The organism is Occultella gossypii (assembly GCF_019947135.1).
Lineage (GTDB): Bacteria > Actinomycetota > Actinomycetes > Actinomycetales > Beutenbergiaceae > Occultella > Occultella gossypii.
This window is the reverse complement of record NZ_JAGSHT010000010.1, coordinates 349,353-372,638: the sequence shown is the minus strand read 5'-3', so window position 1 is coordinate 372,638 and position 23,286 is coordinate 349,353. Positions and strand designations below refer to the sequence as shown.

The following is a 23,286-nucleotide window of genomic DNA, read 5'->3' as shown; positions in this document are numbered from 1 at the left end:
GCATGAGCGCCACCATGCCCACGTTCACGTCCGCGGCCGGCCGCACCCGCAAGGTGCCCAGGATTCTCATCCTGGGCGGCGGCTACGTGGGCCTGTACACGGCGAGGCAGATCCGCAAGCGACTCGGACGACGCGAGGCGGCCATCGTCATGGTTGACCCGCGACCGTACATGACCTACCAGCCGTTCCTGCCGGAGGCCGCCGCGGGCTCGCTGGAGCCACGGCACGTCGTCGCGCCGCACCGTCGTCTGCTGCGCGGCAGCACCCTGCTGTCCGGGTCCGTGTCCGCACTGGACCACGCGAACCGGCGCGCCACCATCAACCCCACCGAGGGTGAGCCCTACGAGATCTCCTACGACCAGGTGGTCCTGGCTCTCGGGGCCGTTGCCCGGGTGCTGCCGATCCCCGGACTGGCCGAGAACGGGATCGGGTTCAAGCAGATCGAGGAAGCGATCGCGCTGCGCAACCGGGTCCTGAACAAGCTCGACGTCGCCGCTTCCACCTGGGACCCCGAGGCCCGCAAGCGGATGCTCACGTTCACGTTCGTGGGCGGTGGCTTCGCCGGGATCGAGGCGATCGCCGAGGTCGAGGACATGGTCCGCCAGGCCGTGAAGGACTTCGACTCGATCCGGATGCAGGACGTGCGGTTCGTGCTCATCGAGGGCACCCACCGGATCCTGCCCGAGCTCGGCGAGGAGCTCGGCGGCTACGCCCTGGAGCAGCTGCGCGGGCGCGGCATCGAGATCAAGATCAACACGTTCCTGAACTCCGCCGTCGACAACCACATCGTGTGTTCCGACGGGGACGAGTTCGACTCGGACACGCTCGTCTGGACGGCCGGTGTGAAGGCGAACCCGGTCCTGACCAACTCCGACCTCCCGCTCGACGAGGCGGGCCGGGTGCGCGCGCTGGCCACCCTGCAGGTCGCGGACGTCGACGGCACCGTGGTCGCGGGCGCCTGGACCGCGGGCGACAACGCCGCCGTGCCCGACCTCTCGACCGGTGAGCCCGGCAAGTTCTGCGCGCCGACCGCGCAGCACGCCGTGCGCCAGTCCCACCACCTCGGCGACAACATCGTCCGGCACCTCACCGGTGAGCCTCTCGAGGAGTACTCGCACAAGAACATCGGCACGGTCGCCTCGCTCGGCCTCTACAAGGGCGTCGCGCAGATCTTCGGCATCAAGTTCCGTGGACCGGTCGCCTGGTTCATGCACCGGACCTACCACATGTGGGCGATGCCGACCCTGAACCGCAAGGCCCGCATCGTGCTGGACTGGACGATGGCCCTGGTGTTCAGCCGGGAGACGGTCGCACTCGGCAGCCTGCAGACCCCGCGGGAGGCGTTCCAGGCCGCGGCGGCCAGCTCGGGCAAGCGGCCCGCGGCCGGGAAGTAGGGCCGCGGGCGGGTCCCCGGGAACCCCGCGAGTGCGCAGTTAGACTCGCGGTGCCGCCGGCCCCCATAGCCCAATCGGCAGAGGCAGCCGACTTAAAATCGGCACAGTCAGGGTTCGAGTCCCTGTGGGGGCACGCTCAGGACTCGACGATCAGGACGAGCACCAGCTGGGCCGAACTCGAGTTCACCTCGAGCTGCGGGGCCACGTTGACGAAGTACGCCTCGGGCGCTGCCACCAGCAGGATCATGCCCTCGCGCAGGTCCGGCACGTCGTCGCCGAGGGCGGCGATGAGGTCGTCGCGCGGCATGGTGACCTCGGCCCCGTAGGACAGCGTCTCGGTCGGGTTGAGGGTGATCTCGATCTGGTCGTACCAGCCCGAGTAGTCCGTCGAGACCGTCACGTCGTCGCCGTCGCCCACCGGGTCGCCGGCGCCGGGATCGATGACGCGGAACTCGACGTCCTCGGGATCGGTGAGGCCTGCGGGCACCGTGACGACGAACGCGCCGCCGTTGTTGGGCGCGACCTCGACGTTGTCGATGGCCCGCCCGTCGAAGCTCGCCGGTGGTTCCGGGCGGGACAGCCGCCAGGCCGCGAAGCCGATGGCGGCGATGACCAGGACGATGCCGATGACGATCAGGACGGCCCGGCCCCGCCCGCGGCTCGGGGTGCCGACGAACCCGCCGACGTAGCCGCCCGACGACTGCCCGGTCGCGCCCTGCCACGGGGCGGAGACGGCGTAGCGGCCCGGGTCGGGCGGGGCGTCCGGCGTCCGGTACTGGTTCGGGTGGCTGAGACCGCTCGGGTGCGCGCCCTGGCCCGGCCCGCGGTGGGGTGGGGCGGCCTGCGGACCGCCGTGGTTCGGAGGGTTGGGGCCGACGGCGGGGGCCGGGTTCGGGCGGACGGGTGCGGGCTGCGGTCGGTACAGCTCGCGCTGTGCCGGCGGGGTGGCGCCGGGGGCTCCGTAGCCGTAGGGGGCCGCGGGCGGGACGGCCGACGGCGTCGCTACAGGGGGTGTTGACGGCGCCGACGCGGTGCTTGCCGTGGGTGTCGACGGCGCCGACCCCGTGCCTGCGGTGGGTGCCGACGGCGCCGCCGCGGTCGACGGCAGTGGGCCGGCGGCCGGGGCAGGATCAGGGTCCGGCAGGACCTCACCGGGGGCGAGCGTGTGGTGGCCCTCCGGCACGGGCATCCGCACCACCTCGTGCGCGGCCCGTGGGCGCATCCTGGTCTCGCCCGGATCCGGCGGCTCGGGGGCCGGCGTCGCTCCCTTCGGCACCTCGAGCGGGGTGACCTCGAATCCCAGCTCGCGCTGCACGTCCTGCAACGCCTGGGCCATCGCGATGGAGCTGTCGAACCGGGCGTCCGGGTCGTAGGACAGGCCCCGCCGGAGCAGCGCCCGCAGTGAAGGGGGCACGTCGGAACGTTGCATCTGCGCGACGAAACCCGTGTGGATCCGCCCGGTCAGGTGCGAGGCGCCGTTCGGACCGCCGGGCACCTCGTGCGGGGACCTGCCCTCGAGCAGTGAGTACAGCGTGGCGGCCAACGAGTACCGGTCGGACCGGGTGTCGGACGTCGGCGGCTCGGCGAGCGTCTCCGGTGCCGCCCACGGCAGGCTCAGCCCGATCGAGTCCGACGTGTCGATGTCCGCGGACCCCGCCCCCACGGTCGCGTACACCTGGGCCCGGGCGATCGTGGCGTCCGGGAAGTCCTCGTCGATCGTGGAGATGCCGAAGTCGGACAGGACCGGCACGCCGTACTCGGTGAGCAGGATGTTCGCCGGCTTGATGTCGCGGTGGACGATCCCGGCGCGGTGCGCCGCCTCGAGCGCACTGCTCAGCCGCACGCCGAGCGTGAGCACGTCCTTCACGGACAACGGGAAGTTCCGATAGTGCTCGCCGAGGCTGCCGCCCGAGCAGTACTCCATCACCAGGTAGGGCTGACCGTCGCCGTCCACGTCCGAGGAGTAGATCGAGGCGATGTTGGTGTGGTTGGACAGCCGCGCCATCAGGTTCGCTTCGGCGCTGAACTGGCGCCTGCTCGCGTCGGTCAGCGCATCGGTGCGGAGGACCTTGATCGCCACGTCCCGGCGCGGCATCAACTGCTGGTACAGGTACACGTCCGAGAACCCGCCGTGCCCGATCGGGTACTTGTAGACGTAGCCGGGGATCTCGGGCGGCGGCTGGATGCGCTGCTCGGTCATGTACCTCCCCCGGGACTCGTGTCAGTTCGAACCGTGCGGCGGACCGGCTAGATTGGGCTCGCGTGTCCGTCGATGACGCGTCCGATCATATGGGGGAGAACACCGATGGGCCTCAGGCGCTCCTCGATGGCGCGCGTCGCCGTGGTCGTAGTGGCCGGGCTGGCCGCGTTGACCGGCTGTGCCAACTCACCGACCGCCGCCCTCGGCCCGGAGCCGACCCCCGCCGTCGACCCGGACGGCCCTGCGGCCGACCTGCAGACCCTGCTCACCGAGCTGTACGGAGCGTTCCTGGTCTCCGGCGACGACGCCACCACGATCATCCCGGCGGGGGCGACCCCGACGGTCGCCGTCGCCGAGCTCGACCAGGCCCTGGCGCTGGGCGACCAGGTGGAGGCGTTCGCAGCCGCGACCGGCGCCGAGCTCGTGCGCCTGGCGACGCAGTCCCCGACCACGCCGACCGGTGTGAGCGTCGAGATCACCGACGCCACGGTCGTCGGTGAGGAGGACTCCCGGCCGGTCGCCGCCGTCGGGCTCGTCACCACGATCACCCAGCGCGGTGGTGCCACCCGCGAGGCCGAAGCCGAGTTCCTGATCGGCTGGGGCGACGACGGGCTGACGGCGGTGTGGGCCGTCGAGCGCGCCGGCACAGACATCGTGCGGGACTCGGGGATCGGGCTGAACTCACCGACCGGGGCGGTGGATCGGTTCCTGCGCCTGGCGCTGAACGAGGAGTGGGAGGCACTCGAGCAGCTCAGCGGCGGCGTGAACGCGAGCGACACCGAGCTCGCCGTGTTCGCGTCGGTGGCCCGCGCGACGGGCCGGTACTACGTGCTCGAACTGCCGCAGGAGCGCGCGGGCAGCACGCACGTCGTGTACCTCGTCGGGGAGTCCAACCAGGTCATCGGCCGCTTCGAGGTCGTCCTCGGCCGGGACCTGCGGGTGGTCTACTTCCCGACGACCTGACTCGAGGAGTCGAGCGTGGCCACCATGGTGGTCGCGTCCCCATTGCGCCCGACCTCGGTGAAGCCGAGCGATTTGTACAGCCGCAGTGCGGGGTTGCCGTCCTCGACGCTCAGGCTGATCCTGCGGATGCCCTGGTCGCGTGCCTTGGCCATCAAGGAGCGGACCAGACCGGTGCCGATGCCGCGGCCACGCTGGTGCGGCACCACCGCCATCGACAGTTCGGGCACGTCCTCGGCGACGAACCCGTAGCCAGGGTTGCGGGCCGGGAACTGGCGCAGCCAGGCGGCACCGATCGGGATCTGCAGTCCGCTCGGGCCGGCGAGGTCGACGGCGATCACGCCGAGGTCCCCCGCGCGCTGCCAGCCGGCCACATACAGCGAGGTCGACTTGTCCTTCAGGATCTGCTTGCGGGTGAACCGCTCCTCGCCCCGCCAGTTGAACGCCTCGAGAAGCATGTCCACCAGGAACTCGGAATCCTCAGGCCCGGCCTCGCGCACGCCCACCGGTCCCCGCCGGGACTCCTCACTCATCGATGTCCTTCCTTGACTGCCACTCGGTTACGGATCAGGCGGGACGGATCAGACCGGTCTCGTAGGCGTAGACCACGGCCTGGACGCGATCGCGTAGCCCCAGTTTCGCCAGCACTTTACCTACATGCGTCTTTACTGTCGCCTCGGACACGAACAGTCGTTCGGCGATCTCCCCGTTCGACAGGCCCTCCGCGATCGCCAGGAGCACCTCGTGTTCGCGGTGGGTCAGGTCCGAGAGAGGCCCATCGGCGGCGGCGGCGGCCGCGCCGGAGGCGTCGCCGGCCGCCCCCTCCGGCATCTGGGTGGCGAACATCTCCAGCATTCGCCGCGTGATCCTGGGGGAGACGACGGCATCCCCGGAAGCCACCGTGCGGATCGCGCCGACCAGTTCGGCCGGTTCGGTGTCCTTGAGCAGGAACCCGCTGGCGCCGGCCCGTAGCCCCGCGAACGCGTACTCGTCCAGATCGAACGTGGTGAGAATGATCACCTTCGTGTCCGGTTGCTCGGCGACGATGGCTGCGGTCGCCTCGATGCCGTTCACGCCCGGCATCCGGACGTCCATCAGCACCACGTCGGGGCGCAGCGAGTGGGTCATGCTGACCCCGGCGGCGCCGTCGGAGGCTTCCCCGACGACGGTGATGTCATCCTCTGCCTCGAGGACGAGGCGGAACCCCATCCGCAGTAGCGACTGGTCGTCGACCAGCAGCACCGAGATTCCCGTCATGAGTCCTCGTCCTTCCGTTCGAAGTGCAGCACCGCGCGCAGCCGCCAGCCGCCGGCATCGGGGCCCGCCTCGACGGTCCCGTCGTACACGGCGGCCCGCTCCCGCATCCCGACCAGGCCCTTGCCACTGCCGGCAGGCCCGGTCTGCCCGCTCCCGGCATCATTGCGCACGCTGACGGTGACCGCGTTGTCGCGGCGCGCGATCGTGACCGAGATGTAGGACGCTCCCGGTGCGTGCCGGAGTACGTTCGTCAGGCCCTCCTGGACGATCCGGTAGACCGTCAGCTGGAGCCCGGCATCATCCGGCAGCGCCGGCCCGGTGAAGGTCAGGTGCACCGGCAGCCCGGTGGCCCGGAACCTGGCGACCAGGTCACTGAGCGCGGGTGCGCCCGGTTGCGGAGCCATCGGCAGGGCAGCGGCGTCACCGTCGGACCCGGCAGCCTCGGAGGCGGCGTCGGACCCTCCGGACCCTCCGGACCCTGCTGAACCTGGCACCGCACGTTCCGCCGGGTCCTCGCGCAGCACGCCGAGGATGCGCCGCATGTCCGCCAGCGCGGCACGGCCGGTGCCGGACAGCTCCCGCAGCGCTTCCGCGCTGCGTTCGGGGGACCGGGTGAGGCTTGCTCCGGCGCCGTCGGCCAGGGCGATCATGACGGACAGGCTGTGCGCGACGACGTCATGCATCTCCCGGGCGATCCGGGCGCGTTCGGTGGCCGCGGCGAGCAGCTCCCGCTGGTCCCGCTCGAGGGCCAACTGGTTCGCGCGATCGATCAGGCGCTGCACATGGTCGCGTCGGTTGCCCACGCTGGTGCCGATCGCGAGGGCCACCAGGGTGAACCCGGCGGTGACGATGATGCCGGCGAGCGCGTTGGCGAGCGGAGTGAGCTCGGGATCCAGGCCGGCCAGCTGCCCCCAGATCAGCAGGGCCGCCGAGACCGCGGCGTTCGCCGCGATCAGCGCGAGCCAGGCGATCCGTGGTGGGTAGCGGGTGGCCACCGCGTAGATGGCGAACGCGAGTGCGAGCTCGAAGCCGCCGCTGGAGCCGGTTGCGCCGATCGCGATCACCGCGAGGGTGGTCAGCGCGGCGAGGACCCGGAGCGGGGTGTGCCGCCGCCAGAACAGGGCGACGCCGCCGAGCACGGCGAGCACGGCGAGGACGATCCCGTCCGACTCGACGAAGAACTCGGTGATGAGCGCGGGAACCAGGAACCAGGCGACGACCACCCGATCCATGGCCACCGGGTGGGCTGCGAAGTAGCGGCGGATCGGTCCGAGCCGGCGGGCATGCAGCTCCGTGAACGGAACCTCGACCTGGTCAGCGCCGACCCGGCGGGAGGCTCGCCCGTTGGTGGATGCGGACACAGCCGGAGGCGCCGGCGGGAGATCTCCCACCGGCGCCTCCTCTGGTTGAGTGCTCAGGCGTCCCTCCGACGCAGGAGCACTGCGGCAGCCGCCAGCGCGGCGACCACCCAGATCATGAGGACCCCGAAGCCCTGCCAGGGGGTCAGGACCGCACCGAGCTGCTCACCGATGATGATCCGCTCGCCGGCGGCACCGGGCAGGTAGGGGGCGATGTCCTGGATCCACTGGATCTGGATCGAGCCGAGGATCGGCAGCAGCAGGAGCATTCCCAGGACGGTCGCGATCCCGGCGGCCGCGTGCCGCATCAGGGTGCCGATCGCGAAGGCGAACAGGGCGATAGCCGTCATGTACAGCGGCACGCCGAGCAGGCTCTGCAGGCTGGCCGAGTCGCTCAGGTCCACCTGGAGGTCGTAGGTGGAGAGCATCGGCGTGGTGACCAGGACGGCGATCGCCACCCCGACGGCGCCGAGCACGAAGGAGGTGATCGCGACGATCGCGCCCTTGGCCGCCAGCACGGGCAGCCGGGTGGGGACAGCGGTGAGCGTGGACTTGATCTGGCCGGTCGAGTACTCACCGGTGACGATCAGCACGCCCAGGACGGCGACGACGATCTGGCCGAAGTAGTAGCCGAACGAGGCGACGCTGGTGCCGATGACGGTGCCCGTACCCCCGAAGCCCGCCTCCTCCATGCCTCCGCCGCCCTGGGCGATCTGCGTCATCCCGAAGCCCATCAGGAAGCTGAAGCCGACCATGACCCCGACGGTCACGACGGCCACCCAGACGGTGGACCGGAGGCTGGTGAACTTGATCCACTCCGAGCGCAGGATGCGCGCGAAGTTCAGGTGGTAGCCGTTCGCCTCGGTGGGGGTCACGGGCGCGGTGGCGGTGGTGGCGGTCATCGGTTCGCCCCTTCGGTCTCGGCGACGACGGCGGGTGCGGTCTCCTCGCCGGCGCCGTGGGAGTGGTACTCCACGTCGTCTGCGGTCAGGGTCATGTAGGCCTCCTCGAGCGAGGCCCGCATCGGGGTGAGCTCGTGCAGCACGAACCCACCGGCGGCGGCCGCCTCACCGATCTGCTCGGCCGAGAGGCCGTCCACCTTCAGCAGCGACGGCTCAAGGGAGGTGACGGTCACGTCCGCGCCCTGCAGCCGGGCCACGAGGTCCTCGGCCTGCGGCGAGCGGACCCGCACGCTCGACTTGGTCACGGCGTCGATCACGTCCTGGACGGCGCCGGTGGTGATGATCCGACCCCGTCCGATCACGATGAGCTCGTCGGCGGTGATCGCCATCTCGCTCATCAGGTGCGAGGACAGGAACACGGTCCGGCCCTCGTCGGCCAGGTAGCGCACCATGGTGCGCACCCACTTCACGCCCTCGGGGTCGAGGCCGTTGACCGGCTCGTCCAGGATCAGGGTGCGCGGGTCGCCGAGCATCGCGGCGGCGATCCCGAGCCGCTGGCCCATCCCGAGGGAGAAGCCGCCCACGCGCTTGCCCGCCACGGCGGCCAGGCCGGTCATATCGATGACCTCGTGCACCCGGGCCTTGGCGATGCCGTGCGTCGCGGCCAGGCCACGCAGGTGGTTGGTCGCACTGCGGCCGGAGTGCACGGCCTTCGCCTCGAGCAGCGCCCCGACCTCGCGCAGCGGGGCGCGGTGCTGGACGTAGGGCTTGCCGTTGACGGTCACCGAGCCATGGGTGGGCCGGTCCAGGCCGACGATCATGCGCATGGTGGTGGACTTCCCGGCGCCGTTCGGCCCGAGGAACCCGGTCACCCGACCGGGGTTGACGGTGAAGGAGATGTCGTTGACGGCGACTTTGTCGCCGTATTTCTTGGTCAGGCCGTGGGCCTCGATCATCGGGCCAGCCTCGCTTCCGGGTCGACGGTTGTGGTGCTGGGCTCAACGCTAGGACTTCCCGCGTGCCACGCCCACCTGCGGTAGACGGATCTTCGGGCGACCTCCCCTCGCCCGGTCGGGTGAGGGCCTCATCCGATCGGTGGAGATCGCCGAACGGGACGTGCCGTTCGGGAACACGCGCGCGGACGCGGGCGTTCTACGGATGGAACCATCTTTGGATCACCCGCCGGTCCGCCGGGCGCGTGCCCCTAGGATGGGAGATGACGGCCCATGCACGTCGGGCCGGCCGCGGCGGCGGCCGGGGCGGCGCGACCTTCGGAGGCAACGAATGGCAAATCCCTTCTTCACGAACTCCGCGGAGTTCGGCAAGAGCAAGCCGAACCACGCACCGGTGAACCCGTACGGTCAGCAGGCGCAGCCCGGCTACGGCCAGCCGAACGCGCAGCCCTACGGCGCGACCGCCACCCAGGGCTACGAGCCGCAGTTCGCGAGCGTCGAGCAGTCCTTCTACGGCCCGGACGCCGGCCCGGCGCAGACCGGCCGGCTCACCTACGACGACGTGATCATGAAGACGGCGGGTGTGCTCGCCGTCGTCATCGGCGTCGCCGTGCTGTCCTGGTTCGCCGTTCCGGCCGAGATGCGCATGCCGGTCCTGTTCATCGGCCTCATCGGTGGTTTCGTACTCGGCCTCGTCAACGCGTTCAAGCGGAGCCCGAGCCCGGCGCTGATCATCGCGTACGCGGCGTTCGAGGGCGCGTTCCTCGGCATGATCTCCGGCGTCTTCGAGACCATGTGGCCCGGCATCGTCATCCAGGCGGTCCTCGCCACCTTCGTCACCTTCGCCGTCACCCTCGCGCTGTTCAAGAGCGGCAAGGTGCGGGTCACGCCGAAGTTCACGCGGTTCCTGCTGATCGCGGGCGCCAGCTACGTGGTGTTCTCCCTCGTCAACGTCGGCCTGATGGTGTTCGGTGGCATGGACGGGTTCGGCCTGCGTAGCGTGGAGGTCTTCGGCATCCCGCTCGGCCTGATCATCGGTCTGTTCGCCGTCGGCCTGGCCGCGATGAACCTGATCTGGGACTTCGACTCCATCAGCAAGGGCATCCAGAACGGCGCCCCGGCCAAGATGGCCTGGTCGGCCGCCTTCGGGATCACGATCACCCTGGTCTGGCTCTACCTGGAGTTCCTGCGGATCCTCGCGATCCTTCGCGGCAGCAACTGATCCTCAGCGCCCAGCGCAGCCCGTCACCGGCGCGTCACCCCACCCGGGGTGGCGCGCCGTTGCCGTCTCCTCCCGTGTCGTGGGCACCGCTACGGTAAGCGCATGCCGCTCTTCGACCTGCCGCTCGCGCAGCTCATCGACTACCGTCCCGACGTCGCCGAACCGGCGGACTTCGACGAGTTCTGGTCCGGCACGCTCGCCGAGGCACGGGCTCACACCACCCCCGTCGAGGTCACCGAGGTGGACTCCGGCCTGACCCACGTGGACGTCTTCGACGTCACGTTCCCGGGATTCGCCGGGCACCCGATCAAGGCCTGGTATGCCCGCCCCGCGGGCGTCGCCGGCGACCTGCCGATCGTCGTCAACTACATCGGCTACAGCGGCGGGCGTGGACTGCCCCACGAGCACTCGCTGCTGCCCGCCGCCGGGTATGCCTACCTGAAGATGGACACCCGTGGCCAGGGCTACACCGGCAACGGCGGCGACACCCCGGACCCGGTCGGGAGCGACCCGGCCGCGACCGGCTACCTGACCCGGGGGATCGCGGACCCGGCCCAGTACTACTACCGGCGCGTGTTCACCGATGCCGCGCGTGCCGTGGACGCCGCACGCACGCTGCCCGGGGTCGACCCGGCCCGGGTGATCGTCTCCGGTGGCAGCCAGGGTGGCGGCATCGCGACGGCGGCCGCGGCCCTGGTCCCGGACGTCGCCGGCGCGATGATCGACGTACCCTTCCTGCAGTACTTCCGCCGCGCCGTCGAGATCACGGCGAACCTGCCGTATGCGGAGATCACCAACTACCTCGCCGTCCACCGGCCTGCCGTGGACCGGGTCTGGGAGACCCTCTCCTACTTCGACGGCGTGAACCTCGCCAAGCGCGCACAGGCGCCGGCCCTGTACTCGGTGGCGCTGATGGACCAGGTGTGCCCGCCGTCGACCGTGTACGCGGCCTACAACGCCTACGGCACGGGCACGGGCGTGCCATCGACCGTCTCGAAGCAGATCGAGGTGTACGGCTACAACGGCCACGAGGGTGGCGCCGGGTTCCAGGTCGCAGCGCAGCTGCGCTGGCTCGCCGACCTGCTCGGGTGACACCACCGCCCGGGGCGAGGGCCGCCGTCGGGCGTTTAGGCTGGCATCGATCACTGACACCGAATCCGAGAAGAGGATCCATGACTTCCCTGCCCAGCGCCACCGGTTCGTTCGGCGACAAGCCCGCGCTGACCTTCCCCGAGAACGCGGCGCCCGCCGACCTCGCCGTCCAGGTCATCAGCCAGGGTGACGGCGCCCTCGTGGAGGCCGGTCAGACGATCGACGTCAACTACCTCGGCCAGATCTGGGGCGGCGGCATCTTCGACAACTCCTACGACCGCGGCTCCTCGATCCAGTTCCCGATCGGCGTCGGCGCCGTCATCGCCGGCTGGGACAACTCCCTCGTCGGTCAGCCGATCGGCTCCCGGGTGCTCGTCTCGATCCCCCCGCACGAGGGCTATGGCCCGAACGGCATGCCGCGCGCGGGCATCAAGGGCACCGACACCCTGGTCTTCGTCGTGGACATCATCGGCGCCTCCTGACGGCATCGACAACGCGAACACCGAACGGGGCCGCCCGGACCAGATGGTCCGGGCGGCCCCGTTCGGCTGTGCTGTGCTACGTGCGCAGACCCAGCCGGCGCAACACCCGCCCGACCTGTGCGCGGACGCGGCGGGTCATCGGGACCGCACCGGCGGTGGCGTGCCGGCTGACCGGCTCGGCGGCGCCGTCCACCGTGTCCTCACCACGGATGAGGATCACCAGGGCCTGCGGGAACAGGACGTTGGCGGGCACCCACTCCACGATCGAGAAGCCGGCCGCCCCCCAGACCCGCTTGACGTACTCGACGGGCGCTGCGGCCCAGCCGTAGTAGTCGCCGGTGCGAACCTCGCCGCCGCCGCTGCCGGCGAACTGGATCTCGCCCCGGTCGAAGCCTGCGCGCGCAGCGTCGACGTCCTCGAAGGTCGTCGCCAGCGACGTCGCGAAGTCGTCCGCCTCGCCGGCCTCCACGGCCGCCCGGGCACCGGCGACCTGGCCCATGAACTGGTCATCCAGGACCGTGATCGCAACGACCCCGCCCGGCCGAACGACCCGCGCGAACTCCTTCGCCCACGCTTCGTGCGCTGGGCCGGACAGGTGCGAGAACACACTGAAGGCCACGGCGAGGTCGAACCCGCCCCGCCCGAGGACCGTGGGTGGGAGCGGGTCCACGGTCATCGCGTTGATGCCGGGCAGCGTCACGTTGACCAGGGCCGTCATCTCCGGATCCACGTCGAGCGCATGGATGTGGGTCGGCGCGGTCCTGGCCAGCAGGAACCGCGAGATCCGGCCCCAGCCTGCCCCGAAGTCGATGATGCGGTTCGCGTCGGCGACACCGGACCCCGTGTGCTTGACGGCCATCTCGTCGACCACCTTGACGAAGGTCTCGGCCTCGCTGTAGGCGGCCTCGTAGGAGAGTCCGACGAACTTCTGCTGGATCTCCTGTGGCGGGTTCGGCGGCGTCGACGTGGCGACGTCGATCGCCGCCGGTAGCGCCTCGAGGGACGGTGCCGAGGAGAACCTCAGCACCCGGTCGGAGTGTGCGGAGTCTGCCACCTGAGGCCTTTCCTCATCGAAGACGTTAGGCAGCACAGTAGCCGGAGGGTCCCTCCGCAGACCTCGGCTTCGGTCCTGATGATGCGACGCGCTACCCGGAACCGGGCGGCGCGTCGCGTCGGGCTAGGAGCCCGACGGCGGTGCGATGTCGGTCTGAGCCGGCAGCTGGTCCTGGCGCAGGATCCCGATCGGGCAGCTCATCCCGTTCGGGCCGTGGTTGCAGTAGCCGCCCGGGTTCTTGTCGAGGTACTGCTGGTGGTAGCCCTCGGCGTAGTAGAAGGTGCCCGCATCGGTGGCCGGCGCGAGCTCCGTGGTGATGTCGCTGAAGCCGTGCTCGCGGACGACGGCGTTGAACGCCTCCCGGCTGGCGCGCACCAAGGCTTCGTCCGCGGGGTCGCTCCAATAGACCGCCGAGCGGTACTGGGTCCCCACATCGTTGCCCTGACGGTTGCCCTGGGTGGGGTCGTGGTTCTCCCAGAACTCCGCCAGGATCCGCTCCAGTGAGATCTGCTTCGGGTCGTAGGCGACGATGACCGCCTCGGTGTGCCCGGTGCGGCCGGTGCACACCTCGTCGTAGGTGGGGTTGGGCGAGTAGCCGCCCATGTATCCGGCGGCCGTGGTCACGACGCCGGGCAGGCGCCAGAAGATCCGCTCCGCGCCCCAGAAACACCCCATCGCCAGGTAGACCGTCCGGGTGCCCTCGGGCCAGGGGCCCTGCAGTGGGGTGCCGAGCACGGTGTGCGTCGTCGGCACCTGGTAGAGCGGACGCTCGTGGCCTTCCATCGCGTCCTCGCGGCTGACCATGGCCGTTCGCATGCGGGCTCCGAAGATCATCCGTAGTACCTCGTTTCCGTCTCTGCGCCGATCCGGCGCACTACCCACAACACTGCGCTCACGTGCCCTGTTCCCACCCTGGTGGCACGTAGTCTGAGGTCCGGAACCCCAGGAAGGACACCATGTCGAACGATGATCGCGGCAGTGCCGCCGACCCTGAGGTCGGGCACGTTCCTGAACCTAACCCGGTGGTGCCGGAGGACGTCGATGGGCAGAACCTCCCAACCGCCGGGGCCGCGCCGACGTCACCGGTGCAGAAGACCTACCCGGGGCCGGTACCGCCGCCGGTGACTGCTGCGGCGGCGTGGTCCTGGCGCCTGGTGGTGATCGTGGCCGCCGTGGCGCTCGTCGCCCTGGCCCTCGTCCAGATCAAGACCGTCGCGATCCCCGTTCTCGTGGCCGCCCTGTTGACCGCACTGCTGTCCCCGGTCACGAACTGGCTGAGCCAACGGGTCCGGTTGCCGCGGACGCTGGCGGTGGTCGTCACCCTGTTGCTCGTGGTCCTGTTCCTCGGAGGGTTGCTGACGCTCGCGGGCAGGTCGGTGGTCAGCGGGTTCGCCGACCTGGCCGACACCGCCTGGGACGGGATCGAGACCGGGATCGCGTGGCTGAGTTCGGGTCCCCTCGCGCTGAGCGAGGAGACCATCAACTCCTACGTCGATGCGCTGCAGCAACAGCTCTCGACGAACATCGACTCGATCCTGTCCGGCGCGTTGTCCGTGACCACGTCCGTCGGGCACGTGCTGGCCGGCGCCCTGATCGCCCTGTTCTGCCTCTTCTTCTTCCTCAAGGAGGGCGCCACGATCTGGGGCTGGATCGTCCGGCTGTTCCCGCGGGTCGCGCGGGAACGGGTCGCCGGCGCCGGGATGCGGGGCTGGACCAGCCTGAGTGTGTATGCGCGGACCCAGATCGTCGTGGCGTTCATCGACGGTGTCGGCATCGGCCTGGGTGCCTGGATCCTCGGGGTGCCGCTTGCCCTGCCCCTCGGCATCCTGGTGTTCATCGGCTCGTTCATCCCGATCATCGGTGCCGTGCTCACCGGCGCCGTTGCGGTGGCCGTGGCCCTCGTGGACCAGGGACCGTTCCGGGCGCTCATCATGCTGGTGATCGTGCTCGGGGTGCAGCAGCTCGAGAGCCACTTCTTCCAGCCGGTCCTGATGAGCCGGGCGTTGAAGCTGCACCCGGTCGCGGTGCTGCTCGCGGTGGCGACCGGCACACTGATCGGCGGCATCGTCGGGGCGCTGTTCGCGGTGCCGATCGTGGCCGTCGTGAATGCGGTGATGAACTACCTGAACCACCCGGACGGCGCCGATCCTGACCTCATCGAAGTGACGGCGAAGACATGAGGTCCGCGGCATGACCGTCGACCTCGCGAGGATCCGGGCAGCCGCGGCCGAGCTCGAGGGCGTGATCCAGCGGACCCCGATCCAGTACAGCGGGGCGCTCAGCGCGATCGCCGGGGCCGAGGTCTGGCTCAAGTGCGAGAACCTGCAGACGGGCGGCTCCTTCAAGATCCGCGGCGCCTACACCCGCATGCTCCGGCTGTCCCCGGAGCAGAAGGCCGCCGGGGTGCTCGCCGCCAGCGCAGGCAACCACGCCCAGGGGGTGGCCCTCGCCGCACGGATGCTCGGCATCCCCGCGACCATCTACATGCCCGTCGGCGCCGCCCTGCCGAAGCTCGCGGCGACGCGCGGTTACGGCGCCGAGGTGCGCCTGCACGGCGCCACCGTGGGGGAGGCGCTCGTGGAGGCCCGGGCGGAGGCGGAGCGGAGCGGACGTGAGGTCATCCACCCGTTCGACCACGAGGACATCGTGACCGGCCAGGCCACGATCGCCCTGGAGATCGCGGAGCAGGTCCCGACCGTGCGCACCGTGCTGGTGCCCACCGGCGGTGGCGGCCTGCTCGCCGGGGTGGCGACGGCGCTGCACGAGATCCTCGGTACCCACATCGAGGTGGTCGGGGTCCAGGCCGAGGGGGCGGCAGCGTACCCGGGCTCGATCAGCGCCGGGCACCCGGTCGCGCTGGCCACGATGAAGACGATGGCCGATGGGATCGCGATCGGCGAGCCCGGGCGGATCCCGCTCGAGATCGTCCGCCGCGAGGTGCGGCAGGTGGATCTGGTCAGCGAAGAGGACCTCAACCGCGCGATGCTCCTACTCGCCGAACGGGCCAAACTGGTCGTGGAGCCCTCGGGCGCCGCGGGCGTCGCGGATCTGCTGGCCCGGCCCGGCGTGCACGAAGGGCCGATCGTGGCGATCCTCTCCGGCGGCAACATCGACCCACTGGTGCTCATGAAGGTGCTCCAGCACGGCATGGTGGCCGCCGGGCGCTACCTGCAGGTGCACGTGCGTGTGCCGGACACCCCCGGGAACCTCGCCGGACTGCTCCGGGACCTGGCCGGCCTCGGGGCGAACGTGCTGGACGTGGCGCACGTGCGAACGGCCGCCGGCCTCGCCGTGGACGAAGTGGACATCGCGGTCGAGTGTGAGACCAAGGGCCCCGAGCACTGCACCGACGTGGTGCGGGCGCTCACGGACCGTGGCTATCAGGTGCGGTAGACCACAGACGCCGCTGCCCGCCGGACCGGGTGGTCGAGCGGGCAGCGGGATGTCGCCGGGTCCGGCCCGGCGGGGCGGTCAGCCTGTGAACGGCTTGGCCTTGGTGATCTTGACCTTGACGGACGTGCCGTTCGGAGTCTCGTACTCGACGGTCTCGCCGGTCTTGTGGCCGAGGATCGCCGTGCCGAGCGGAGAACTCGCGGAGTAGACGTCCAGATCGGTGTCGCCGGCGACCTCGCGGGAACCGAGGAGGAAGGTCATCTTCTCGCCGCCGACGGTGGCCGTGACCACCATGCCGGGCTCGACGATGCCGTCGTCGGCCGGGGCCTCCCCGACCTGGGCGCCGCGGAGCAGCTCGTCGAGCTGTCGGATGCGGGCCTCCTGCTTCGCCTGCTCCTCGCGGGCGGCGTGGTATCCGCCGTTCTCCTTGAGGTCGCCCTCTTCGCGAGCCGACTCGATCTTGTCGGCGATCTCGGTCCGTCCCTCGCCCACGAGGTGGTCGTACTCGGCCTTGAGACGGTCGTAACTGTCCTGGGTCAGCCACGTGGTTTCGGACACGGTTCCTCCTTCATCTACGTTCGAGCCCCAGCGCATGACCACGACGGACAGCTCACAGGCGGGCGAGAGTTCCATTTGCCCGGGCTGGATGCCGTTGCGGACCGCACCGGGGCGGTGGAAAAGGTCAATTATACCTGTCGGGCGCATTCTCGTGGCCAATGGATAGTTCGATCCATGTCCTGAGACGTCGGATCGAGCGGTGCCACGTACCCTCCACGATAGGCTGGCGGCGGCCGGCAGAAGCCGCGATGGAGCCGAAATCGAGAGGGGTGGGCCATGAGTCACGGGGCGCCACCGCCCGGTCCCGATCCGGCCGGTCCGCACGATCTGTTTGGTGCGGCGACGTCCCCACCGCCCCAGAATTCTGTGCCATCCGGGCCGCCCCAGTGGATCCCGCCGGGGCCACCGAGCCCGTACGTCCAGGCCCAGCCGGCGCCGCGTCCGGGCGCTCATTTTCCGGAACCCGTTCGGCGTGTCGCCGCGACGCCGCCGTCGGTGGCACCGGCCCCGCCCGGCGTCGCGAACGCTGGCTGGTCGCCACCGGGCGGAGCCCGGCCGTCGGCACAGGCCCAGGGCCCGGCACCGTCCTACGGGTACCGCTACCGCGACATGCCCGCCTACCCGGCGCCGCAGTTCCCCCCGCAGACCTCACCGCAGCCGCGCCGCCGCGGCCGCCCGCTGCCCGGCTGGGCGATGGCCCTCGGCGCCGTCATGGTGGTCGCCCTCGTGGTGCTCGCCTCGCTGGCCTTCGTCCAGGACCGGAACGCCGGGCCGACGGCGGATCCCGACCCGGGCACGATGCCCACCGACGACGGGTACGGCCGCCCGAACACCCAGCCCGACGGTCGCTTCACCGGCACCCACTTGAGCGAGCAGCTGAACGCCGCGCTCGCCTCCCGGGACCGGGAACTGTTCTTCAGCTACGTGGGTGGCGACGCCGCCGCACCGCTGTCGCTGTGGTGGGACAACATGGAGATCCTCGGCTGGAGCCGCGGCGTGTTCTCGATGCAGGGCCTGCAGAACGCCAACTACCGCGACAACACGGCCATCCAGAGCGTCCAGCTCGGCGCGGTGACCGCGGGCTCGCCCACCATCCCGACCGACTCCGACCACCCGGACGCCGGCCTCGCCTACGCGCCGGTGAACGACTACCGCGCCACGATCGCCGTCAGCGACGACGGTGAGAGCGGTCTGATCACGGGCTGGGAGGTCGAGGGCGACCCGGCGCCGTGGGACCTCGAACCGCTGTACGCGGTGATCACCGAGCACTCGGTCGTGGCCGGCTACGAGGACGAGTCGGAACTGGTCGACTCCGTCGCCGAGGCCGCCGAGGAGAGTGCACGCTGGGTCGTCGAGCGGTATGAGAGCGAGACCGGGGTCGCGAACGCCCAGCGGTTCCTCTCCTTCTACAGCGACGACATGGACCGGTTCAACAGCTGGTTCATCAACCCGGACGAGATCGACGGCTGGACCGGGGACCGGGCCGGCACCCTGTTCCCGCAGTCGCGGCCGTTCCCCTCTGCCGGCGTCCCGGACGACATCGCCACCGGTGGCTGGGACGCCACGGCGGGCGGCATCGTGACGGTCGGTCCCAATGGACTGGCCTACGGGATCGCCGACACCCAGGACACGATCACGCACGAGTTCATCCACGCCATCCATGAGGTCAACGTGCCCCGGGCGGCCTACGCCGGGCCCATCGTCACCGAGGGCTGGGCCACGTACAACGAGTCGCTGTTCCAGGGTCACGGCACCTATGCCACCAGGCTGAGCTACACCGGCCGGGTGCTCCGGGGCTGCGTGGAGGACATGGACGGCTCGTTCCCGTCGCCGCGGGACTTCGACGACGTCGAGGACGTGAGCTGTGCCTACGCCCTCAGCGGCAGCGTGTACGCCTACGCCGACTCGCTCGGCATCGACGTGTTCGAGCTGTCCGACACCGCCCTCGAGACCGGGGACTCCCTGACCGAGACGGCGGGCGAGATCGGGGACGTCGACCTGACCGAGGAGGGTTGGGCCGGGTGGCTCGAGTCGACCTTCGACTAGCCGACGCGTCGGGGCCGGCGGGCCCGGTGCGGGCCGGGTGCGATCAGTCGGTGAGGGTGCAGGCGCGGACCAGACCGGTGGTGGCCAGTTCACTGGTCGCCACCTCGGACGTGATCCGCACCGTGTCGGCCGGCTGCGGGCCGATCTCCACCTCGAGCAGCCCGACCTGGCCGTAGCCGGTGCTGAGCGCCTCCAGCGTGCACACGGCGCTGCGCTCGGCCGGCTTCGTGACGTCGAAGGTCACCCGCACCGACTCGGAGTCCACGACGTGGAAACCGACGTCGCGGCTGTCCACCGAGGGCGCGAACATGTCGACGGCGATCCAGACCAGGACCGCGATGCCTACGGCGGCCAGCACCCCGATCAGGACGCGTGCCCGCAGCCGGCGCGCTCCGCCGTCGGGCCGACGACCGTAGCGGTCCGCGAGCAGGGCCGCCGAAGGTTCGTTCTCGGCCCGGGCCGGTGCCTGCACCACGCGTACCATCCTTAGACTGGGGGTCGCCGCGCGCGGAGTTCCGGCGCGCGCCTTCGTGCCCATTGTCCCACCGCCGATCCCAGGAGGATCACTTGGCTGCGCAGAACCTGCGGCTCATGGCCGTGCACGCCCACCCCGACGACGAATCGAGCAAGGGCGCGGCGACCATGGCGCGGTACGCCGCCGAGGGCGTGGAGGTACTCGTCGTCACCTGCACCGGTGGCGAGCGTGGAGACATCCTGAACCCGCGACTCGAGAACGATCCGGAGGTGCTGCGGGACATGCCCGGCTACCGGCGCCGGGAGATGGCGGCCGCGGCGGCCGCGCTCGGGGTCTCGCAGCGGTGGCTCGGCTTCGTGGACTCCGGCCTGCCCGAGGGGGACCCGCTGCCGCCGCTGCCACCGGGGTGCTTCGGCCTCGAGCCGCTCGAGGTGACCACCGAGGCCCTCGTCCGGGTGGTCCGGGAGTTCCGACCGCACGTGATGACCACCTACAACGAGAACGGTGGCTACCCACATCCGGACCACATCATGACGCACCGGGTCTCGGCCGCGGCCTTCGACGCCGCCGCCGACCCGGATGCGTTCCCGAACGCCGGTCCGGCCTGGGAGATCGCCAAGCTGTACTACGACCACGGCTTCTCCCGCGCCCGCGTCACCGCGATCCACGAGGCGACCCTGGCCGCCGGCAAGGAGTCGCCGTACGCCGACTGGCTGGAGCGCTGGGGCGACCGCGACGACCGCGCGGACAAGGTGACCACCCGGATCGAGTGCGCCGACTACTTCGACCAGCGGGACCGGGCCCTGCTCGCCCACGCCACCCAGATCGACCCGGACGGCTTCTTCTTCGCGGTGCCGCGGGAGATCGAGCGGGAGGCGTGGCCGTTCGAGGAGTACGAGCTGGCCCGGTCCCGGGTCGAGACCGGCGTCCCCGAGACGGACCTGTTCGCGGGCATCCGGGAGACGCCGTGATGGCCTCGGCCGTGTCGATGCTGCCGCTGCTGGCCGACGACATCCCGGACCCGAGCGTCGTCACCCCGGGCGTGGGCGGCTTCGCCGTGTTCTTCTTCCTCGCCGTGGTGCTGTTCTTCCTGGCCCGGTCCCTGGGCAAGCACATGCGGCGCGCGCGGACGAACGCGGCCGCCCAGGAGTCGGCCGACGAGGAGACGGCCGACACCGCCGGAACCGCCGACGCCGCCGACAACACCGAGCCGCCCGACGGCGCGCGGCCATGAGCACTCTCCCGGTGGCCGTGGCGCAGTTGAGCGCCGGCGCGGATCCCGAGGAGAACGCACGCATGGCCGTCACGGCGATCGCGGATGCGGCCGCCGACGGGGCGCAGCTGGTGGTGCTGCCCGAGTACACCGCGGGCTGGGCGCCCCGGCTGAGTCTCGAGCTGGCCCAGCCGGCCGACGGACCGTTCCTGCGTGCCGTCGCCGACGCCGCACGGGACGCGGGCGTGCACGTCGTGGTCGGCACCATCGAGACCGGCACGGTCGCAAGCGGCCCGACGGCGGCCGCTGGCCGGGCACTGAACGTCGCCGTCGCGATCGGTCCGGACGGCCGCGTGCTGGGTCGCTACGTCAAAGTGCACCTGTTCGACGCGTTCGGGGTGCGCGAGTCCGACGTGCTCGCTCCCGGCGAGCCGGAGCCGCAGAACACGCTCGTCCTCGACGTCGGCGGGTTCCGGGTGGGCATCGCCACCTGTTACGACCTGCGCTTCCCGGAGTCTTTCCGGGTCCTGGCCGACGCGGGTGCGGACGTGCTCGTGGTGATCGCGGCCTGGGCCGCGGGTGACGGCAAGGTGGCGCAGCTGCAGACCCTGGCCCGCGCCCGGGCCCTGGAGAACACCAGCTACCTGCTCCTGGCGAGCCAGAGTGGCCCCGGACGCAGCGGGCACAGCGCGATCATCGACCCGCTCGGAGCGCCGGTCGCCGAGGCGGACGCCGCGGCCACGGTGACGCTGCACGGGGACCTGGACTCCGCCGTCGTGAGCGGCGTTCGCGACGCGGTGCCCAGTCTGCGGCACCGCCGCTACCGGGTGGTGCCCGCCGGCGCGGCCACGCTCGACCCCTAGGGACGGGTCGACCTGGGGGAGGGGTTACTTCTTCCTCCCCTTCTTCCCCTTCTTGTTGTCCTTCTTCGACTTCTTGCCGCCGCCGGTGTCCTCGTTCTCGTGGGCCTGGTAGGCGGGGTCCGCCATGGTGGCGGCCAGGCGCCCCTTCTCCTTCTCGACGTCGTAGTCCGCCTCCGGCCAGGACAGGTCGAGGCCGACCAGCGCCTGGTACAGCAGCTCGGTGACCGCGATCCGCGCATACCACTTGTGGTCGGCCGGAACGACGTACCAGGGCGCAGCCTCGGTGGAGGTGCGTTCGAACATCTCCTGGTAGGCGTCCTGGAACTCGTTCCACTTGAGCCGGGTGTCGACGTCGCCTGGGTTGTACTTCCAGTGCTTGTCGGGACGCTCGAGCCGTTCCCGCAGCCGCGCGCCCTGCTCCTCGTGGGAGACCATCAGGGCGACCTTGATCACGGTGGTACCGGAGTTGATCACCTGCCGGTCGAACCTGTTCAACTCGGCGTACCGGCCCTCGTTCTCCTGCGCCGGCTCCAGCCCGTCCACCTTGACCACGAGCACCTGCTCGTAGTGGGACCGGTCGAACACGCCGATGCGCCCGGCCGGCGGCAGGGCACGGCGGATCCGCCAGAGGTGGTGGTGCTTGCGCTCGGTCTCGGTGGGTACGCCGAACGACGCGAGGGCGACTCCCTGCGGGTCGAGCATCCCGAGGACGTGCCGCACGATCCCGCCCTTGCCGGCGGTGTCCAGGCCCTGCAGCACGAGCAGGACCGACCGGTCGCCACCGGTGCGACCGTGGGCGAACAGGCGCTCCTGGAGGTCGGAGAGTTCCTCGCCGCGGGCGGCCATGGCCTCCTCGGCCCCGGCCTTGCCCGCCGACCAGCCGGGCGTGGCGTCCCGGTCGAGGTCTGCGAGCACGAAGTCCCGGCCCGCGCGGAGCAGCTCCGCGGGAGCCTCGTCCCAGTCGGCGTCCTTGCCCATGCGGATCTCCCTCGGCGGTGCGGCGGTGGTGGGCTCAGCCTAGTGGCGCACCGGTCACACCGCCGAGAACGCCGCCAGGGCGATCGCGACCGCGTGGCAGGAGTAGCCGATCACGGTCCCGGTGTGGAAGATCTCGTGGAATCCGAACCAGGTGGGGCTCGGGTTCGGACGCTTGAAGCCGTAGGCGGCCGCGCCGAGGGTGTAGCCGAGCCCACCCGCGATCACCAGGAGGGCGATGGCCGGCCCGCCGTTCGCCCAGAACGCCGGCAGGAAGCCCACAGCCACCCATCCGAGCGCCACGTAGACCGGCACGTAGAACCACCGCGGCGCGCCGAGCCAGAAGATCCGGGCAAGCAGACCGGCGACCGCGCCGCCCCACACGAGCCAGAGGAGCAGCCTTGCGGTGCCGGCCGGCAGCAGCAGTACCGCCAGCGGCGTGTAGGTGCCGGCGATGACCAGGAAAATGTTCGCGTGGTCCATCCGCCGGAGCACGGCGAATGCCCTCGGAGACCAGGTGCCGCGGTGGTAGGTCGCGCTGGTGCCGAACAGGATCACCGTGGTGAGAGCGAACACGGCGGTGCTGATCTTGGCCGCGGGCGTGGTCGAGCCCGCCACCAGGATGATGCCGACGATCAGCGCGATCGGGGCCATGATCGCGTGGATCCAGCCGCGCAGCCGCGGCTTGAAGTCGGGGGCCGGGGCGACGAGGGGCTCGGCGCTCACCGGTGGCGGCCCGGGCCGGCGCCCGCGCGCTGTGGTGCGTGTCATGGAGGCCCTTTCATCGTCTCGGTGCAGGCTGATTCCGACCGTCGGGGGCAACGGTCCTTACGCCATCGTAGGTTACGCAAGCGTAGGTCCGCGCGCCGGTTGAGAGTTGTAGCGTGTG

The 23,286-nt window shown here is 70.8% G+C and carries 23 protein-coding genes and 1 tRNA gene; 12 read left to right on the top strand and 12 right to left on the bottom strand.

From position 1 onward, the window contains the following. Positions 1-2: 2 nt before the first annotated feature. Both KCQ71_RS10715 and KCQ71_RS10710 read left to right on the top strand, forming a co-directional pair. Positions 3-1,394, top strand: coding sequence for an NAD(P)/FAD-dependent oxidoreductase (locus tag KCQ71_RS10715; RefSeq protein ID WP_223405639.1), 1,392 nt, complete (start codon positions 3-5; stop codon positions 1,392-1,394). 59 nt (positions 1,395-1,453) lie between these two features. Further along, positions 1,454-1,527, top strand: a tRNA-Leu gene (locus KCQ71_RS10710). Between the two features lie 3 nt (positions 1,528-1,530). Here KCQ71_RS10710 and KCQ71_RS10705 read toward each other — a convergent pair. Then, complete coding sequence (locus tag KCQ71_RS10705) at positions 1,531-3,594, bottom strand: serine/threonine-protein kinase (RefSeq protein ID WP_223405637.1); 2,064 nt, start codon at positions 3,592-3,594, stop codon at positions 1,531-1,533. Positions 3,595-3,699: 105 nt separating this feature from the next. Here KCQ71_RS10705 and KCQ71_RS10700 point away from each other — a divergent pair, with 105 nt between their 5' ends. Then, the gene (locus tag KCQ71_RS10700; RefSeq protein WP_223405635.1) at positions 3,700-4,557 is read left to right on the top strand and encodes a hypothetical protein; all 858 of its coding nucleotides are present in this window, start codon (positions 3,700-3,702) and stop codon (positions 4,555-4,557) included. On the opposite strand, the gene KCQ71_RS10695 is transcribed toward KCQ71_RS10700, so the two are convergent. Genes KCQ71_RS10695 through KCQ71_RS10675 form a run of 5 tightly spaced genes read right to left on the bottom strand, consistent with a single transcriptional unit; the run spans position 4,539 to position 9,027 of the window. Continuing rightward, on the bottom strand, positions 4,539-5,087 hold the full coding sequence (locus tag KCQ71_RS10695) for a GNAT family N-acetyltransferase (RefSeq protein ID WP_223405633.1): 549 nt from the start codon (positions 5,085-5,087) through the stop codon (positions 4,539-4,541). The two genes, KCQ71_RS10700 and KCQ71_RS10695, sit on opposite strands and share 19 nt — an antisense overlap. A gap of 34 nt (positions 5,088-5,121) precedes the next feature. Next, the gene (locus tag KCQ71_RS10690; RefSeq protein ID WP_223405631.1) at positions 5,122-5,811 is read right to left on the bottom strand and encodes a response regulator; all 690 of its coding nucleotides are present in this window, start codon (positions 5,809-5,811) and stop codon (positions 5,122-5,124) included. Further along, entirely contained in the window at positions 5,808-7,172 is a 1,365-nt protein-coding gene (locus KCQ71_RS27280) for a sensor histidine kinase (RefSeq protein WP_223405629.1), read from the bottom strand. Before KCQ71_RS27280 ends, KCQ71_RS10690 begins: the two co-directional genes overlap by 4 nt. A gap of 53 nt (positions 7,173-7,225) precedes the next feature. Beyond that, positions 7,226-8,071 (bottom strand): ABC transporter permease, encoded by an 846-nt coding sequence (locus KCQ71_RS10680; RefSeq protein WP_223405627.1) that lies wholly within the window; start codon positions 8,069-8,071, stop codon positions 7,226-7,228. Next, a complete protein-coding gene (locus KCQ71_RS10675; RefSeq protein WP_223405624.1) occupies positions 8,068-9,027 on the bottom strand; it encodes an ABC transporter ATP-binding protein in 960 nt (319 codons plus the stop codon). Before KCQ71_RS10675 ends, KCQ71_RS10680 begins: the two co-directional genes overlap by 4 nt. Before the next feature lie 328 nt (positions 9,028-9,355). Here KCQ71_RS10675 and KCQ71_RS10670 point away from each other — a divergent pair, with 328 nt between their 5' ends. The 3 genes from KCQ71_RS10670 (at position 9,356) to KCQ71_RS10660 (ending at position 11,820) form a co-directional block, all read left to right on the top strand. Then, the gene (locus KCQ71_RS10670) at positions 9,356-10,246 is read left to right on the top strand and encodes a Bax inhibitor-1/YccA family protein (protein WP_223405622.1); all 891 of its coding nucleotides are present in this window, start codon (positions 9,356-9,358) and stop codon (positions 10,244-10,246) included. 102 nt (positions 10,247-10,348) lie between these two features. Next, complete coding sequence (locus KCQ71_RS10665) at positions 10,349-11,338, top strand: acetylxylan esterase (RefSeq protein WP_223405620.1); 990 nt, start codon at positions 10,349-10,351, stop codon at positions 11,336-11,338. 80 nt (positions 11,339-11,418) lie between these two features. Then, positions 11,419-11,820: an FKBP-type peptidyl-prolyl cis-trans isomerase gene (locus tag KCQ71_RS10660; protein ID WP_223405618.1), complete on the top strand. Its 402-nt coding sequence runs from the start codon at positions 11,419-11,421 to the stop codon at positions 11,818-11,820. A gap of 76 nt (positions 11,821-11,896) precedes the next feature. Here the strand turns inward: KCQ71_RS10660 and KCQ71_RS10655 are convergent, their stop codons facing one another. Together KCQ71_RS10655 and msrA are read right to left on the bottom strand one after the other, a co-directional pair. Next, the gene (locus KCQ71_RS10655; RefSeq protein ID WP_223405616.1) at positions 11,897-12,874 is read right to left on the bottom strand and encodes a class I SAM-dependent methyltransferase; all 978 of its coding nucleotides are present in this window, start codon (positions 12,872-12,874) and stop codon (positions 11,897-11,899) included. Positions 12,875-12,997: 123 nt separating this feature from the next. Beyond that, positions 12,998-13,690: a peptide-methionine (S)-S-oxide reductase MsrA gene (msrA, locus tag KCQ71_RS10650; protein WP_223405614.1), complete on the bottom strand. Its 693-nt coding sequence runs from the start codon at positions 13,688-13,690 to the stop codon at positions 12,998-13,000. 140 nt (positions 13,691-13,830) lie between these two features. Here msrA and KCQ71_RS10645 point away from each other — a divergent pair, with 140 nt between their 5' ends. After that, positions 13,831-15,054: an AI-2E family transporter gene (locus KCQ71_RS10645; RefSeq protein WP_223405612.1), complete on the top strand. Its 1,224-nt coding sequence runs from the start codon at positions 13,831-13,833 to the stop codon at positions 15,052-15,054. A gap of 10 nt (positions 15,055-15,064) precedes the next feature. After that, the gene (ilvA, locus tag KCQ71_RS10640; protein ID WP_223405610.1) at positions 15,065-16,267 is read left to right on the top strand and encodes a threonine ammonia-lyase; all 1,203 of its coding nucleotides are present in this window, start codon (positions 15,065-15,067) and stop codon (positions 16,265-16,267) included. Positions 16,268-16,345: 78 nt separating this feature from the next. Here ilvA and greA read toward each other — a convergent pair whose 3' ends face one another. Continuing rightward, complete coding sequence (gene greA, locus KCQ71_RS10635; protein WP_223405895.1) at positions 16,346-16,861, bottom strand: transcription elongation factor GreA; 516 nt, start codon at positions 16,859-16,861, stop codon at positions 16,346-16,348. 459 nt (positions 16,862-17,320) lie between these two features. Between greA and KCQ71_RS10630 the strand changes: the two genes are divergently transcribed. After that, positions 17,321-18,871 (top strand): hypothetical protein, encoded by a 1,551-nt coding sequence (locus KCQ71_RS10630; RefSeq protein ID WP_223405608.1) that lies wholly within the window; start codon positions 17,321-17,323, stop codon positions 18,869-18,871. A 43-nt stretch (positions 18,872-18,914) separates the two neighbouring features. Here KCQ71_RS10630 and KCQ71_RS10625 read toward each other — a convergent pair whose 3' ends face one another. Next, the gene (locus KCQ71_RS10625; protein ID WP_223405606.1) at positions 18,915-19,346 is read right to left on the bottom strand and encodes a DUF4307 domain-containing protein; all 432 of its coding nucleotides are present in this window, start codon (positions 19,344-19,346) and stop codon (positions 18,915-18,917) included. A gap of 92 nt (positions 19,347-19,438) precedes the next feature. Between KCQ71_RS10625 and mca the strand changes: the two genes are divergently transcribed. Genes mca through KCQ71_RS10610 form a run of 3 tightly spaced genes read left to right on the top strand, consistent with a single transcriptional unit; the run spans position 19,439 to position 21,422 of the window. Then, positions 19,439-20,317 carry a mycothiol conjugate amidase Mca gene (gene mca / locus KCQ71_RS10620; RefSeq protein WP_372453996.1) on the top strand — a complete coding sequence of 293 codons (879 nt, stop codon included), beginning with the start codon at positions 19,439-19,441 and terminating at the stop codon, positions 20,315-20,317. Further along, a complete protein-coding gene (locus tag KCQ71_RS10615) occupies positions 20,317-20,580 on the top strand; it encodes a hypothetical protein (RefSeq protein WP_223405604.1) in 264 nt (87 codons plus the stop codon). Before mca ends, KCQ71_RS10615 begins: the two co-directional genes overlap by 1 nt. After that, positions 20,577-21,422 (top strand): nitrilase-related carbon-nitrogen hydrolase, encoded by an 846-nt coding sequence (locus KCQ71_RS10610; RefSeq protein WP_223405602.1) that lies wholly within the window; start codon positions 20,577-20,579, stop codon positions 21,420-21,422. Before KCQ71_RS10615 ends, KCQ71_RS10610 begins: the two co-directional genes overlap by 4 nt. 24 nt (positions 21,423-21,446) lie before the next feature. On the opposite strand, the gene KCQ71_RS10605 is transcribed toward KCQ71_RS10610, so the two are convergent. Together KCQ71_RS10605 and trhA are read right to left on the bottom strand one after the other, a co-directional pair. Next, positions 21,447-22,400, bottom strand: a complete 954-nt coding sequence (locus tag KCQ71_RS10605) for a PPK2 family polyphosphate kinase (protein ID WP_223405600.1) — start codon at positions 22,398-22,400, stop codon at positions 21,447-21,449. A gap of 54 nt (positions 22,401-22,454) precedes the next feature. After that, on the bottom strand, positions 22,455-23,168 hold the full coding sequence (gene trhA, locus KCQ71_RS10600; protein WP_223405598.1) for a PAQR family membrane homeostasis protein TrhA: 714 nt from the start codon (positions 23,166-23,168) through the stop codon (positions 22,455-22,457). Between the last annotated feature and the right edge of the window lie 118 nt (positions 23,169-23,286).